We start from the raw sequence: 13,545 nt of genomic DNA, 5'->3' as shown, positions 1-13,545 counted from the left end.
AGAGAACGTGAGCGGCAAGGGCGCACCGGAGCTGTCCGTACGCAATGTGGGTGACCTGCGGGTCGCCGTCATCGCGGCGCAGTGGCACGAGAAGGTGATGGACGGACTGGTCGACGGCGCCCTGCGCGCCCTGCACGACCTGGGCATCGACGAGCCGACCCTGCTCAGGGTCCCGGGCAGCTGGGAGCTCCCGGTGGTCGCCAAGGTCCTCGCCGGGCGCGGCTACGACGCGATCGTCGCCCTCGGCGTCGTCATCCGCGGCGGCACCCCCCACTTCGACTACGTGTGCCAGGGCGTCACCCAGGGCCTCACCCAGGTCTCCGTCGACACCGGCGTCCCCGTCGGCTTCGGCGTGCTCACCTGCGACACCGAGGAGCAGGCCCTGGACCGGGCCGGCCTGGAGGGCTCCAGCGAGGACAAGGGGCACGAGGCGGTCACCGCCGCCGTCGCCACCGCGGCCACCCTGCGTTCAGTATCTGAACCGTGGCGCTGAGCGGTGCCGGGGAGCGCGTAGGGTAAGGACCACCATGTCCAAGAAGACGTTCGAGGAGCTCTTCACCGAGCTCCAGCACAAGGCCGCCCACGGCGATCCCGCCACTTCCCGCACCGCAGAGCTGGTCGAGAAGGGCGTCCATGCCATCGGCAAGAAGGTCGTCGAAGAGGCCGCCGAGGTCTGGATGGCCGCCGAGTACGAGGGCAAGGAGGCGGCCGCCGAGGAGATCTCGCAGCTGCTGTACCACGTCCAGGTGATGATGGTCGCCCGCGGCATCTCCCTCGACGACGTCTACGCCCACCTGTAAGCACCCGCAAGAGCCCCACCCACCCCTCCACGCAAAGGAAGCCGACCTCATGCTGCGCATCGCCGTCCCCAACAAGGGTTCCCTGTCAGGCCCTGCGGCGGAGATGCTGCATGAGGCCGGCTACCAGCAGCGCCGCGAGTCCAAGGAGCTGCGGATCGTCGACCCGGAGAACGAGGTCGAGTTCTTCTACCTCCGCCCCCGCGACATCGCGATCTACGTCTCCTCCGGCAAGCTCGACATCGGCATCACCGGCCGCGACCTGCTGATCGACTCCGGCGCCGACGCCGAGGAGATCCTGCCGCTGGGCTTCGCCCGCTCCACCTTCCGCTTCGCCGCCAAGCCGGGCGCGGTCGCGAGCATCGAGGATCTCAAGGGCCGGACCGTCGCCACCTCCTACGAGGGGATCGTCTCCCAGCACCTGGCCGACCTGGGCGTCGACGCCTCCGTCGTGCACCTCGACGGCGCCGTGGAGACCGCCATCGAGCTCGGTGTCGCCGAGGCCATCGCCGACGTCGTCGAGACCGGCACCTCGCTGCGCAACGCCGGTCTGGAGGTCTTCGGCGAGCCGATCATGAAGTCCGAGGCGCTGGTGATCCGCCGTACCGGGGCGGACGCCGACGACCCCAAGGTCCAGCAGTTCCTGCGCCGCCTGCAGGGAGTCCTGGTCGCCCGCACCTACGTGATGATGGACTACGACATCCGCGCCGAGCACCTGGAAGCGGCCGTCGCCATCACGCCGGGCCTGGAGGGCCCCACCGTCTCCCCGCTGCACAACGAGGGCTGGGTCGCGGTGCGCGCGATGGTGCCGACCAAGGAGGCGCAGCGGATCATGGACGACCTGTACGCCATCGGCGCGCGGGCCATCCTGACCACCGCCATCCACGCCTGCCGTCTCTGAGGGGGCAGCACCACGATGTCGGACCTCCCCGCCCTCCCCGTCACCTTCCGCCCGAGCCGCACCCGCGCGGTGCTGCTCACCGCGGCCGTCGCGATCTTCGCCACGGTCTCCGCGGTCGCGCTGCTCCTGGACCGGCTCAGCACCGCCGAGCGGATCAGCTTCGTCTTCACCGCGGCCCTGCTCGCCGGTGTCGTGCTGATGCTGGCCCGCCCCAAGGTCGTCGCCGACGAGAGCGGCGTCACCGTCGTCAACTTCGCCAGCACCCGGCGCCTGGAATGGGCCGAGATCGTCCAGGTGAACCTGCGGGTCGGCGACCCCTGGGTGTTCCTGGACCTCAGCGACGGCACCAGCCAGCCCGCCCTCGGCATCCAGCCCGGCATCGCCAAGGAGCAGGCCATCGCCCACGCCAGGGCCCTGCGGGCGCTGGTCGAGGCGCGCTCGGGGGAGCCGTCCGCCTGACGGTGGCGTTCACCCTGACGTAGTCGCCCGTGTCTTGACTAATCTGGTGGCGGAGGCGTACCGGATGCGCCTCCGCCCCTGTGGTGCCCGACGGCGCACAGGGGCTCCTGCTAGTCGAGGAGTGACTCCCTCCAGCGATGGACGGATCGTCCTGTAGTACCTGCGCCGCCCCCGGTCCCGACACACGGGCGGCGGCCTCATGACCATCCCTCTGCTGCTTCTGACGGCGGCGTTCCTGCTGATCCTGGCCAACGGCTTCTTCGTGGCCGCCGAGTTCGGCCTCGTCACCGTCGAGCGCGCGGACGCCGAGAAGGCCGCGGCCGACGGCGACCGGCGCGCCGCCAAGGTCGTCGACTCGCTCAAGGAACTCTCCTTCCAGCTCTCCGGCACCCAGCTCGGCATCACCATCACCTCGCTGATCGTCGGCATGCTGGCCCAGCCGGCCCTGGCCGAGCTGCTCGGCGGCCCGGTCACCGCGCTCGGCGTGCCCGAGGGTGCCGTCCCCGGCGTCGCGGTGATCGTGGGCATGCTGCTGGCGTCCGCCGTGCAGATGGTCGTCGGTGAGCTGGTGCCCAAGAACTGGGCGGTGTCCCGGCCCCTGCAGGTCGCGCGGTTCGTGGCCGGCCCGCAGCACGCCTTCGCCCGGCTGTTCCGGCCGGTGATCGCGGGCCTCAACGCGGTGGCCAACCGGCTGGTGCGCGCGCTCGGCTTCGAGCCCGCCGAGGAGCTGGCCTCCGCCCGCACCCCCGGCGAGCTGGTCTCCCTGGCCCGCCACTCCGCGCAGGCCGGCGCCCTGGAGCAGGACACCGCCGACCTGTTCGTACGCACCCTGTCGCTGGCCGAGCTGACCGCCCAGCATGTGATGACCCCACGGGTGAAGGTCAGCGCCCTGCAGTCCTCGGCCACCGCCGAGGACGTCGTCAACCTCACCCGCGCCACCGGTCTGTCACGCTTCCCCGTCTACCGGGAGAAGATCGACGAGATCGTGGGCATGGTCCACCTCAAGGACGCCCTCGCGGTCCGCGCCGCCGACCGGCTGCGCACGCCCGTCGCCCGGATCGCCCGGCCGGCGCTGCTCGTGCCCGAGACGCTGCCGGTGCAGCCGCTGCTGGCCCGGCTGCGCAGCGAGCAGCCCATCGCCGTCGTCGTCGACGAGTACGGCGGCACGGCCGGTGTGGTCACCCTGGAGGACATCGTCGAGGAGATCGTCGGCGAGGTCCGCGACGAGCACGACGGCCAGGACATCCCGGAACTGGCCCCCGCCCCCGCCGAGGACGGCAGGCCCGCCTGGGACGTGGACGGCAGCTGCCGCGTCGACACCCTGGCACGCATAGGGCTGGAGGTCCCCGAGGGGCCCTACGAGACCGTCGCCGGGCTCGTCGCCGATCTGCTCGGCCGGATCCCGGCCGCCGGGGACCGGGCCGAACTGCCCGGCTGGCGGCTGTCCGTGCGCCGGGTCGGCCACTACCGCGCCGAGCGGGTACGGCTGGTGCGGACCGCGGCCGTGCGGGAGGCCGCCCGATGAGCGTCCTGCAACTGCTGTTCGCCGCCCTGCTGGTGCTCGCGAACGGCTTCTTCGTCGGCGCCGAGTTCGCCCTGGTCTCCGTACGCCGCAGCCAGATCGAACCGCTCGGCACCGCCCGCGCCCGCCAGGTGCTCTACGGCCTGGAGCGGCTGCCGCGGATGATGGCCGCCGCCCAGTTCGGCATCACCGTCTGCTCGCTGACCCTGGGCGCGGTCGCCGAACCGACCGTGGCGCGGCTGCTGGAGCCGTTCTTCACATGGATCCGTCTGCCGCACGGCATGGTCCACCCGCTCGGCTACATGATCGCGCTCGCGGTGGTGGTCTTCTTCCACCTCGTCATCGGGGAGATGGTCCCGAAGAACCTCGCCATGGCGGCCCCGGAGAAGGCCGCGATCTGGCTCGCGCCCGGCCTGGTGGCCTTCGCCCGGGTGTGCGGGCCGGTCACCCGCGCGCTGGGCGCCTGCGCCCAGGCCGTGCTGAGGCTGTTCCGCGTGGAGCCGAAGGACGAGGTGGAGGCCGTCTTCACCAGCGTGCAGCTGGGGCGGCTGGTGGAGGACTCCGGCCAGGCCGGGCTCCTCGACCCCGAGGAGCAGGAGCGGCTGGAGGACGCCCTGGAGCTGGGCTCGCGCCCGGTGACGGACGTGCTGCTGCGCCGCGAGTCGCTGGTCACCGTCGGACCGTCGGTCACCCCCGGCCGGATCGTGGAGCTGACGGCCCGCACCGGCTACTCCCGCTTCCCGGTCGCCGCCGAGAACGGCGCCTACATGGGCTACGTCCACATCAAGGACGTCCTCGACCTGGAGGACTCCGAGCGTGCCGTGCCCCAGCAGGTCTGGCGGCACATGACGACCCTCCGGTCCGAACTGCCGCTCGACGACGCCCTGACGGTGATGCGCCGCGTCGGCACACACCTCGCCCAGGTCGCCGACGCCTCCGGGCGGGTCCTGGGACTGGTGGCGCTGGAGGACGTCCTGGAGCTGCTGGTCGGCGAGGTACGGGACCCGGCACATCGCCGGCCCGCACCGGAGGTACGGGTGAGCGAGCCACGGGTGAGCGGCGAGCCGGAGGAAGCGCTGGCGACCTAGGGCCTGTCTTCCGGATCATGTCGGGGTCGCGGGGCCTGGCCCTGGTCGGCTGGGCGACCCCGGCGGCTCAGAGGGCCGACGGATCCTGCGGCCCCCGCCCCGACAGCACCTCTCCGTAGGCCTGCATCAGGTCGGGGAGCCGCAGGGTCGCCAGGTCGTCGCGGGTGAGCGTGCCGGGGTAGGCGGACAGCCGCAGATCCCGGTACGCGCAGCTCTTCTCGTACAGCGTGCGCAGGAACCGCCCGTTGCCCAGCTCGTCGATCCACCCCTGGTCGACGACGTGCCCGGCGATCGAACGCAGCTCCTCCAGCGCCTCGTCGTCCCACACGTCGCCGTTCTCGGCGGCCAGCACCTCGCCGATCGCGGTGAGTTCGAGGGGGCGGTAGGAGGGGAAGTCCACGCGGGTGGTGAAGCGGGAGGACAGACCGGGGTTGGCGGCGAGCAGGCGGTCCATGCCCTCGGGGTACCCGGCGAGGATCACCACGAGGTGGTCGCGGTTGTCCTCGGCCCGCTTCAGCAGCACCTGAAGCGCCTCGTCGCCGTAGGCGTCGCCCTTGCCGTAGCCGGAGTTGGAGAGGGAGTACGCCTCGTCCACGAAGAGCACGCCGCCGAGCGCGGAGTCGATGAGCTCGTTGGCCTTCACGGCCGTCTGCCCCAGATACTCGCCGACCAGATCGGCGCGCTGCGCCTCCACGAGATGGTCACCGCCGAGCAGGCCGAGGGCGTAGAAGACCCGGCCGAGGATGCGGGCCACCGTGGTCTTGCCGGTGCCCGAGGGGCCGGAGAAGACGAAATGCCGCTTGGGCGGCTGGACCGGCAGCCCCTGGCCGGCCCGCAGCCGGGCCATGTTCAGCTGCGCCGACAACGCCTTGACCTGCCGTTTGACCGGTTCGAGGCCGACCATGCGCTCCAGCTCGGCGAGCGCCTCGTCGAGTAAGGCGGCATCCGTCGGTCCGGCCGGAAGCGGCCCGTTGGGCACCCCCGTCTTCTCCCGCACCGCGGGTGCGGTGACCGAGGGCAGGGGAGCGGCCGGCGGCGGCAGCTCCGGCTCGGGCAGTCTGAGGTCGCGGCCGTCCGTGCCGAAGAGCGGGTCGAGCGCGTCGAGTCCGTCCACGCTGTCCTGCCCGGCGCCGGCCAGGGTGATCGCCGCGAGGTCGGCGCTCTCGTCGTAGCCGTCGCCCTCGGAGATGGCGGCGAGCCGGGCCGAGGTGTCCATGAAGGCGGGGTCGACCCGGTGCACGGCCCGGTACAGGGGGAGCGCGGCGGCCGTGCGGCCGGTGCCCTCGTGGGCGCGGGCCAGCCAGTAGCGCAGCTCCTTGCGCTGCGGCTGCTCGCTGCGGCACCGCATCAGCGCGGCAGAGAGCAGCGGCTCGGCCTGCCCGTACATCTCCAGGCGGACCCGGGCCATACCGCCGAACAGCCCGGCCTCGATGCCGAGCAGTGGGTCGTCCAGGAGCGGGTCGGTGTGCCGTACGAGCTGTTCCCAGTCCTTGACCAGGTACGAGCGGCAGGCGTGCAGAAAGCGCACCTGGGGGTCGGTGTCGACCGGCGGCAGTCCGGCCAGCGCCCGGTCCAGCTCCGGCACATGCCGGCCGTCCAGCCAGTGCGAGGCGTGCGCGAGCAGCAGATCGCGGGGGCTCTCCAGGACGGGCTGGACCCACCAGCCGAGCCAGTACCAGGAGTTGAGGGTGCGGGCGTGCCGGGCGCGCTGCTCGCCGAAGCGGTCGCGGTGCCGGAACATCCGCAGCAGCGCGGTCGTGGTGTCGATGCGCAGCGCGTGCAGCCCGAGCCAGCCGTCCGCCATTCCGGGGTCGAGCCGCACCGCGGTGCGGAACTCCTCCTCCGCCTGCGGATAGGCGCCCATGGTGTAGGCGTCGACGCCCCGCAGCCAGGCGAGGTCGGCCGGGGCCTCGGGGCCCTGCGTGCCGAAGTCCATCCCGTCCCCCACAAGCCGTGCCCCCGCTGCTCACCGCCGGGCCGTCGCCCGCGGCCGCCTTCCGCTCGAACCGCAGTGCCGGGTACCGGAGTTGACCGGGCCGGCAGCCGTCCGAAGGTCGCGCCGAGGGCATCGTACCTGCGTCGGTGTCGCCCGCCGTAGGGTGCGACACGGGCCGTTCGGGGCGAGGGGAGCGAACGAGGGCGCATCCGTTTCGGTGACCCAGGGTGAGCATCCGGCGCCTCACGGCGCCCGGCGCAGGGTGTGAGGGCAGAACGAAGCCCCCGGTCACGGGGGAACAACCGGGGGCTTCGCGTCAGTGGGTGGCCCCGTCGGGGCGCACATTGAGAACGTAAGACCTGTACGGCCCGTCGGTCAAGCGGAGTTGGGGTAGTCCGGGAAGTTCCCGCGCGGCGGTCTTCACGACTTCACCACATTGTCTACAGTCGGTCACGGAGCGTCACTCAGCGGTCCCCGCCGACCGCCCGTCCAGCACCTCGTACCCCACCGGTGTCTGCCGCACCACGAGGTCGGCGTACGGCTTCGACGGATCCTGCGCGAAGTGCCGCAGTTCCGCCGCGACCCACCCGTCCCAGAAGGTCCGTTGCTCCTCGCCGTCGCGCGCCCGTCCGCGGGACCACGCCGCTTCCGGCTCCATCTCCATCCACAGCAGCCGCGCCAGATACGGCCGCACCGCGCGCCGGCCCGCGCCGACGCCCTCGATCAGGACCACCTCGGCGGGCGGCAGCTCCCGCGGCGGCCCGAAGCGGCGGGCGCGCCAGTCGTAGGGCCGGTAGGCGGCCGGCTCGCCGCGTTCGAAGGGTGCGAGCACCTGTTCCCGCAGCCGGCCGGTCCAGTCGAACAGCTCCTCGTGGGTGGCGATGTCGTCCAGGTGCAGCACCGGCGCCCCGTCCAGCGCCTCGGCCAGCCGCCCCGCGAAGGTGGACTTGCCGGAACCGGCGTGCCCGTCGACGGCCACCAGCCGCACGGGTCCGACGGACGGGGGCAGCGCGCGCAGCCGGCGGGCGAGCTCGGGGAACGGGAGGGGACGCGTCAGGGAGTGCACCCTCCCATCATCGCCGCCGCGCGCGTGCGCCCAGGTGGCGCCAGTGGTCCAGACCCATATTGGTGGCCGCGGCATGCCCCGAAGTGCTGGATGGACAGGGCGGGTTTGGCCATAGTTGGCGGACGCAGCCGGTATCGGGCCGGGCCCGACTGAGGACACCTGGGGGTCACACACCCATGAGCAGAGCCGAACAGCCGTCCCGCAGAACCGTCCTGGCCGCCGCGGTCGTCGCCGCCGTCGCCACCGGTGCCGGCCCGGCGGCGGCCGGCCCCGCGGCCCCCGCACAGGCCCCGGCCGGCACGGACGCCCCGGACGGCGGCCGCGCGCCGGGCCGCCTGGTCGACAACCGCTTCTGGATCACGTACACCGACTGGCGCTCCGGCACCTGCCGCGGCACCCGCCCCGTCGCCGGAGCCCGCCCCGGCGTCGTGCTCGCCACCCCCGCCGGCACCGTCGACTACACCGACCCGCACACCGGCAGGACCGCCGCCTGGGAGTACGCGACCTGGACCTCGCCGGCGCACACCTCCACCGTGCCCGCGACCGAGGTGATCGCCTCCTGGAACGCCGACACCCCGGCCGGCACCTGGATCGGCGTCGAACTGCGCGGCACCTACTCCGACGGCACGCAGACCCCCTGGTACGTCCTGGGCCGCTGGGCGGCCGGCGACCAGGACATCCGGCGGACCTCGGTGGACGACCAGAGCGACGGCAGGAGCAGCATCTGGACGGACACCTTCGCGATCGACGACGCCGCGAGCGGCCTGCGCCTGACCTCCTACCGGCTGCGCCTGACCCTGTACCGCCGCCCCGGCAGCGGGGCCACGCCCACCGTGTGGCGGCTCGGCGCCATGGCCTCCGACATCCCCGACCGGTTCACCGTGCCCGCGTCCACACCGGGGGTGGCGGGGGAGCTGGCGGTGCCGCGCTACTCGCAGGAGATCCACAAGGGCCAATACCCGGAGTACGACAACGGCGGCGAGGCATGGTGCAGCCCCACCTCCTCGCAGATGATCATCGAGTACTGGGGCGGCCGGCTCACCGAGGAGCAGCTGTCCTGGGTCGACCCGTCCTACGCCGACCCGCAGGTGTGCCACGCGGCCCGGTACACCTACGACTACCAGTACGCGGGCTGCGGCAACTGGCCGTTCAACGCCGCCTACGCCGCGACCTTCCGGGGGCTGCAGGGCGTGGTGACCCGGCTGCACTCCCTGACCGACCTGGAGACGCTGATCGCCGCGGGGATCCCGGCCATAACGTCCCAGTCCTTCCGCGCCGAGGAGCTGACCGGCGCCGGGTACGGCACCTCCGGGCATCTGATGACGGTGATCGGCTTCACCGCCGACGGCGACGTGATCGCCAACGACCCGGCCTCGGACAGCAACGAGGAGGTGCGCCGGGTCTACAAGCGGCGCGAGTGGGAGAACATCTGGCTCAGGACCAAGCGGTACAACGCCTCCGGCAAGGTCGTCTCCGGCACCGGCGGCGTCTGCTACCTGTACTTCCCGGCCCGTCCGACGCCGGAGCAGCGCCGGGCGCTGGCGGCGGTGGGCGTGCGCTGAGCACGGTGGCGTCCGGGGCGGCTGTGACCAAGCTCTCGGTCACAAAAGCCGCTCCGGGTGGCAAGGTGGACGCCATGACCACGCACGCAGCCACCGTCACGCGGGTGTCCACCGGCGGTCCTCAGGACGACCGCGGCCCGAAGATCGTCGAGCACGCCATGGGCTGGGTCCTCGTCGTGGTCGTCGCGATGCTCGTGACCCAGCTCGGCCTGCTGTGAAGAAGCGGTCGCGCTGAACCCGCTGCGCCGACCGGGCTGTGCGGAACCGGCTGTGCGGAACCCGTCGCGCGGCACCGGCTGGACAGAGCCGGTTGTGAAGAACCTGTGCGACCTGAGCCATCCATGACCTGACATACTGCGGATGTCCCGCCGCCCGTTGGATATCAGGTTCGACATTGAACATCAGTCACCAGCGTGACGCCGCCCGCCCACCGGTCCGCGGCACCGACCGCTCGCTGGCGCGCCGCGCCGAACTCCTCGCCATCGGGCGGAAGTTGTTCGCCGACACGCCCTACGACGCGCTCTCCATGGACGACATCGCCCGCCAGGCCCATGTGGCCAAGGGGCTGATCTACTACTACTTCCACTCCAAGCGCGGCTACTACCTGGCGATCGTCCAGGACTCGGTCGCCGATCTGGTCGGCTTCGCCGCGAGCGGCGCGGAACTGCCCGCCGCGGACCGGGTGCACCGCACCGTCGACGGCTATCTGCGCTACGCCGAGCACCACCAGGCCGCCTACCGCACCATCGTCAGCGGCGGGGTCGGCTTCGACGCCGAGGTGCACGCCATCCGCGACGGTGTGCGGGAGGCGATCGTCGGCACCATCGCCGAAGGCGCCTACGGCAGCCGGGAGATCGCCCCGCTGGCCCGCATGGGCCTGCTGGGCTGGGTGTGCGGGGTCGAGGGCGCCACGCTGGACTGGATCGACCGCCCCGGACTGTCCCGCGACGACATGCGCGAACTGCTGGTGCGGATGCTCGGCGGCACCCTGCGTGCCATCGAGGAGCTGGACCCGGCCCACCCGGCCCCGGAGCCGGCCCGCCGGCCGCTGTAGAGAAGGGGCCCGTGCGAGACGGGGCGGAGGCCGCCCCCCGCCCCGTCCGCCGCGAGCGCACGGTCAGTTGATCGCCCGGATGAGCTCACCGTTCGCGGTGTCCCCGCTCAGCTCCCAGAAGAAGGTGCCGCCGAGGCCCTGGCTGTTCTTGTACGTCATCTTGGTCGCGATGGTCGCCGGGGTGTCGTAGCTCCACCAGTTGCTGCCGCACTTGGCGTACGCGGTGCCGGCCACCGTCCCGGTCGCCGGGCACTTGGTCTTGAGCACCTTGTAGTCGTCGATGCCCTGCTCGTACGTCCCCGCCGCCGGGCCGGTCGCCGTGCCGCCGGGCGCGGACTGGGTGACGCCGGTCCAGCCGCGGCCGTAGAAGCCGATGCCGAGCAGCAGCTTCGAGGACGGGATGCCGAGGCCCTTGAGCTTGGCGATGGTTGCCGAGGTGTGCAGATGCGGCTTGGGGATGCCGCTGTAGGAGGTCAGCGGGGAGTGCGGGGCGGTCGGGCCGGTGGCGTCCCAGGCGCCGAAGTAGTCGTAGGTCATCGGGTTGTACCAGTTGACGTACTGCGCCGCGCCCGCGTAGTCGGCCGCGTCGATCTTGCCGCCCGGGGTGGCGTCGGCGGTGATCGCGGCGGTGACCAGGTTGCCGGAGCCGAACTTGGCGCGCACGGCCTGCATCAGGTTCTTGAAGGCCGCCCGGCCGCTGGTGTCGCAGGTGGCGCCGCAGGCGTTGGGGTACTCCCAGTCGATGTCGATGCCGTCGAAGACGTCCGCCCACTTGGGGTTCTCGACCAGGTCGTAGCAGGACTGGGCGAAGGCGGCGGGGTTGCGGGCGGCCTCGGCGAAGCCGCCGGACCAGGTCCAGCCGCCGAAGGACCACAGGACCTTGATGTTCGGGTGGAGCCGCTTCAGCTTGCGCAGCTGGTTGAAGTTGCCGCGCAGCGGCTGGTCCCAGGTGTCGGCGACGCCGTCCACCGACTCGGCGGCGGTGTAGGCGCGGTCGGTGGCGGCGTAGGCGTCGCCCATGGCGCACTTGCCGCCGGTGACATTGCCGAAGGCGTAGTTGATGTGGGTGAGCTTGGCGGCGGAGCCGGAGGTGCGGATGTTCTTGACCAGGTACTTGCGGTCGTAGGTGCCCCATTCGGTGAAATAGCCGACGATCTTGGATCCGGCGGCCGCCTCGGCCCGGGGAGCGGTGGTGGTCGCGGTGGCGGTACCCGCGCCGGTCAGCAGTCCGGCGCCCAGGACGGCGCCGCAGAGGGTGGCGACGAGGGATCGGAGGGGGGTTCGCATCGGTGTCTCCTCGTGGGGGAGAGGGGGACATGCGCCGGCGCGGCGTTGACATGAACGCGATGATTGCCGGTGAACCGACACCGTAGGAGGACTAGACCAGTTCGGTCAATGGTGCGGACCAATCTCGATTCCCGGTCGATTACCTGAAGTAAGCGGTCGTTAACCAGTGACGCGCCGCCTCCGATCGGGCATACTCACAGCGCCGAGCCGCTGGTCAGCAGCCTTCCGAGACCCGGAACTGCGAGCATCGTCCGGCACCCCAGAGACCTGGCGGAGCCGCCCCCACAACGGGCCGTGCCGCCCGTGCCCGACAGGGAGGAGAGCGTCGCCATGCCCGACCGCGCCCCGCAGCCGGTGGACCGTCAACTGCCCACCGAGGAGGCCCGGGACCTGATCTCGCTCGTCCGCGACATCGCCCAGCGCGAGATCGCTCCGGTGGCGGCCGAGGAGGAGGAAGCCGGGCAGTTCCCGCGCGAGACCTTCACCCTGCTCTCCCGCTCCGGCCTGCTGGGCCTGCCCTACGACGCCGAGTACGGCGGCGGCGAGCAGCCCTACGAGGTCTACCTCCAGGTCCTCGAAGAGCTCGCCATGGGCCGCCTCACCGTCGGTCTCGGCGTCAGCGTGCACACGCTGGCCTCCTACGGCCTGGCCACCTACGGCACCAAGGAGCAGCAGGTCGAACACCTGCCCGCGATGCTCGCCGGCGGCCTGCTCGGCGCCTACTGCCTGTCCGAGCCGGCCTCCGGCTCCGACGCCGCCTCCCTGCGCACCAGGGCCGTGCGCGACGGCGACGACTGGGTGATCACCGGCACCAAGGCGTGGATCACCCACGGCGGCATCGCCGACTTCTACACCGTGATGGCCCGCACCGGCGAGGACGGCCCGCGCGGCATCACCGCGTTCCTGGTGCCCGGCGACGCCGAGGGCCTGAGCGCCGCCGCCCCGGAGAAGAAGATGGGCATGAAGGGCTCGCCCACCGCCCAGATCAACTTCGACGGCGTCCGCGTCCCCGACAGCCGCCGTATCGGCGAGGAGGGCCAGGGCTTCTCCATCGCGCTGTCCGCGCTGGACTCCGGGCGGCTCGGCATCGCGGCCTGCGCCATAGGGGTCGCCCAGGCGGCCCTGGACGAGGCCGTGGGGTACGCGCAGGAGCGCCGCCAGTTCGGCAAGCCGATCTCCGACTTCCAGGGCCTGCGCTTCATGCTCGCCGACATGGCCACCCAGATCGAGGCCGGCCGCGCGCTGTACCTGGCGGCGGCACGGCTGCGCGACGCCGGGCTGCCCTTCGCCAAGCAGGCCGCGATGGCCAAGCTGCACTGCACCGACACCGCGATGAAGGTCACCACGGACGCCGTCCAGATCCTCGGCGGCTACGGCTACACCGCCGACTTCCCGGCCGAGCGCTACATGCGCGAGGCCAAGGTCCTCCAGATCGTCGAGGGCACCAACCAGATCCAGCGGATGGTCATCGCCCGTCACCTCGCGGGTCCGGAGACGCGCTGAACTGACCCGGCCGCACCAGGGGCGCCGCGAGCCGTACCCACTCCGGGTCGTGGCGTCCGGGCAGCGTGCGGCCGCGGTCGGCCCAGGTGCGCAGCAGGGCCCGGTAGATCGGCGGGTCCGCGGGCTGCGGCGGGGCCGCCTGCGGGGCGCTCGGGAACGCCTGGGCCATGCGCGGCTGGGCCATGTGGGGCTGAGGCGTGAGGGACTGGGTCATGTGGGGCTGAGCCGCGAGGGGCTGGGTCATGGGGGACTGAGCCGCGAGCGGTGGCAGCGGAACCGATTCTGCGCGGGTCGGGACGAACACTCGGTGCTGACGCCCGGTCGTGGAATAGGTGGGGGTCATACCGGGCCAACGCCGACGGGCCGCACC

The 13,545-nt window shown here is 72.2% G+C and carries 14 protein-coding genes; 10 read left to right on the top strand and 4 right to left on the bottom strand.

All coding sequences use genetic code 11. From position 1 onward, the window contains the following. The first annotated feature begins 7 nt into the window (after positions 1-7). The 6 genes from ribH to ACSU6M_RS05590 all read left to right on the top strand — a co-directional run bounded on the left by ribH (position 8) and on the right by ACSU6M_RS05590 (position 4,767). Positions 8-493: a 6,7-dimethyl-8-ribityllumazine synthase gene (gene ribH / locus ACSU6M_RS05615; RefSeq protein ID WP_165996607.1), complete on the top strand. Its 486-nt coding sequence runs from the start codon at positions 8-10 to the stop codon at positions 491-493. Between the two features lie 34 nt (positions 494-527). After that, positions 528-800 (top strand): phosphoribosyl-ATP diphosphatase, encoded by a 273-nt coding sequence (locus tag ACSU6M_RS05610; protein WP_048458133.1) that lies wholly within the window; start codon positions 528-530, stop codon positions 798-800. Positions 801-849: 49 nt separating this feature from the next. Continuing rightward, positions 850-1,698 carry an ATP phosphoribosyltransferase gene (hisG, locus tag ACSU6M_RS05605; protein WP_437067578.1) on the top strand — a complete coding sequence of 283 codons (849 nt, stop codon included), beginning with the start codon at positions 850-852 and terminating at the stop codon, positions 1,696-1,698. 15 nt (positions 1,699-1,713) lie between these two features. Then, entirely contained in the window at positions 1,714-2,157 is a 444-nt protein-coding gene (locus tag ACSU6M_RS05600) for a PH domain-containing protein (RefSeq protein WP_437067577.1), read from the top strand. A gap of 199 nt (positions 2,158-2,356) precedes the next feature. Next, the gene (locus ACSU6M_RS05595; RefSeq protein ID WP_437067575.1) at positions 2,357-3,682 is read left to right on the top strand and encodes a hemolysin family protein; all 1,326 of its coding nucleotides are present in this window, start codon (positions 2,357-2,359) and stop codon (positions 3,680-3,682) included. After that, positions 3,679-4,767 (top strand): hemolysin family protein, encoded by a 1,089-nt coding sequence (locus ACSU6M_RS05590; protein WP_437067573.1) that lies wholly within the window; start codon positions 3,679-3,681, stop codon positions 4,765-4,767. The genes ACSU6M_RS05595 and ACSU6M_RS05590 overlap by 4 nt, the downstream gene beginning before the upstream one ends. Positions 4,768-4,834: 67 nt before the next feature. Here the strand turns inward: ACSU6M_RS05590 and ACSU6M_RS05585 are convergent, their stop codons facing one another. Beyond that, positions 4,835-6,703 (bottom strand): AAA family ATPase, encoded by a 1,869-nt coding sequence (locus ACSU6M_RS05585; RefSeq protein ID WP_437067572.1) that lies wholly within the window; start codon positions 6,701-6,703, stop codon positions 4,835-4,837. A 460-nt stretch (positions 6,704-7,163) separates the two neighbouring features. Next, entirely contained in the window at positions 7,164-7,769 is a 606-nt protein-coding gene (locus tag ACSU6M_RS05580) for a uridine kinase family protein (protein ID WP_437067570.1), read from the bottom strand. Positions 7,770-7,945: 176 nt separating this feature from the next. On the opposite strand from ACSU6M_RS05580, the gene ACSU6M_RS05575 reads away from it, so the two are divergent. The 3 genes from ACSU6M_RS05575 to ACSU6M_RS05565 all read left to right on the top strand — a co-directional run bounded on the left by ACSU6M_RS05575 (position 7,946) and on the right by ACSU6M_RS05565 (position 10,385). Beyond that, positions 7,946-9,331: a peptidase C39 family protein gene (locus tag ACSU6M_RS05575; protein ID WP_437067569.1), complete on the top strand. Its 1,386-nt coding sequence runs from the start codon at positions 7,946-7,948 to the stop codon at positions 9,329-9,331. A gap of 74 nt (positions 9,332-9,405) precedes the next feature. Further along, the gene (locus ACSU6M_RS05570) at positions 9,406-9,549 is read left to right on the top strand and encodes an SCO1431 family membrane protein (RefSeq protein WP_437067567.1); all 144 of its coding nucleotides are present in this window, start codon (positions 9,406-9,408) and stop codon (positions 9,547-9,549) included. A gap of 176 nt (positions 9,550-9,725) precedes the next feature. Further along, positions 9,726-10,385: a TetR/AcrR family transcriptional regulator gene (locus tag ACSU6M_RS05565; RefSeq protein WP_437067566.1), complete on the top strand. Its 660-nt coding sequence runs from the start codon at positions 9,726-9,728 to the stop codon at positions 10,383-10,385. Between the two features lie 63 nt (positions 10,386-10,448). On the opposite strand, the gene ACSU6M_RS05560 is transcribed toward ACSU6M_RS05565, so the two are convergent. After that, positions 10,449-11,672 carry a glycoside hydrolase family 18 protein gene (locus ACSU6M_RS05560; RefSeq protein ID WP_437067565.1) on the bottom strand — a complete coding sequence of 408 codons (1,224 nt, stop codon included), beginning with the start codon at positions 11,670-11,672 and terminating at the stop codon, positions 10,449-10,451. 330 nt (positions 11,673-12,002) lie between these two features. Between ACSU6M_RS05560 and ACSU6M_RS05555 the strand changes: the two genes are divergently transcribed. Next, positions 12,003-13,175, top strand: coding sequence for an acyl-CoA dehydrogenase family protein (locus tag ACSU6M_RS05555; RefSeq protein ID WP_437067564.1), 1,173 nt, complete (start codon positions 12,003-12,005; stop codon positions 13,173-13,175). On the opposite strand, the gene ACSU6M_RS05550 is transcribed toward ACSU6M_RS05555, so the two are convergent. Beyond that, complete coding sequence (locus ACSU6M_RS05550; RefSeq protein ID WP_437075015.1) at positions 13,138-13,344, bottom strand: hypothetical protein; 207 nt, start codon at positions 13,342-13,344, stop codon at positions 13,138-13,140. The two genes, ACSU6M_RS05555 and ACSU6M_RS05550, sit on opposite strands and share 38 nt — an antisense overlap. Between the last annotated feature and the right edge of the window lie 201 nt (positions 13,345-13,545).

The sequence above is a fragment of the Streptomyces sp. enrichment culture genome (assembly GCF_964272895.1).
Taxonomy (GTDB): domain Bacteria; phylum Actinomycetota; class Actinomycetes; order Streptomycetales; family Streptomycetaceae; genus Streptomyces.
Note: the sequence above shows the minus strand (reverse complement) of the source record. Positions and strands in the feature narration are given on the sequence as shown.

Bases quoted from the DNA above. Each gene is read 5' to 3' on its own strand.
- ACSU6M_RS05610 (WP_048458133.1), top strand. From the start codon at position 528: ATGTCCAAGAAGACGTTCGAGGAGCTCTTCACCGAGCTCCAGCACAAG.
- hisG (WP_437067578.1), top strand. From the start codon at position 850: ATGCTGCGCATCGCCGTCCCCAACAAGGGTTCCCTGTCAGGCCCTGCG.
- ACSU6M_RS05600 (WP_437067577.1), top strand. From the start codon at position 1,714: ATGTCGGACCTCCCCGCCCTCCCCGTCACCTTCCGCCCGAGCCGCACC.
- ACSU6M_RS05595 (WP_437067575.1), top strand. From the start codon at position 2,357: ATGACCATCCCTCTGCTGCTTCTGACGGCGGCGTTCCTGCTGATCCTG.
- ACSU6M_RS05590 (WP_437067573.1), top strand. From the start codon at position 3,679: ATGAGCGTCCTGCAACTGCTGTTCGCCGCCCTGCTGGTGCTCGCGAAC.
- ACSU6M_RS05585 (WP_437067572.1), bottom strand. From the start codon at position 6,703: ATGGACTTCGGCACGCAGGGCCCCGAGGCCCCGGCCGACCTCGCCTGG.
- ACSU6M_RS05575 (WP_437067569.1), top strand. From the start codon at position 7,946: ATGAGCAGAGCCGAACAGCCGTCCCGCAGAACCGTCCTGGCCGCCGCG.
- ACSU6M_RS05570 (WP_437067567.1), top strand. From the start codon at position 9,406: ATGACCACGCACGCAGCCACCGTCACGCGGGTGTCCACCGGCGGTCCT.
- ACSU6M_RS05560 (WP_437067565.1), bottom strand. From the start codon at position 11,672: ATGCGAACCCCCCTCCGATCCCTCGTCGCCACCCTCTGCGGCGCCGTC.
- ACSU6M_RS05555 (WP_437067564.1), top strand. From the start codon at position 12,003: ATGCCCGACCGCGCCCCGCAGCCGGTGGACCGTCAACTGCCCACCGAG.
- ACSU6M_RS05550 (WP_437075015.1), bottom strand. From the start codon at position 13,344: ATGGCCCAGGCGTTCCCGAGCGCCCCGCAGGCGGCCCCGCCGCAGCCC.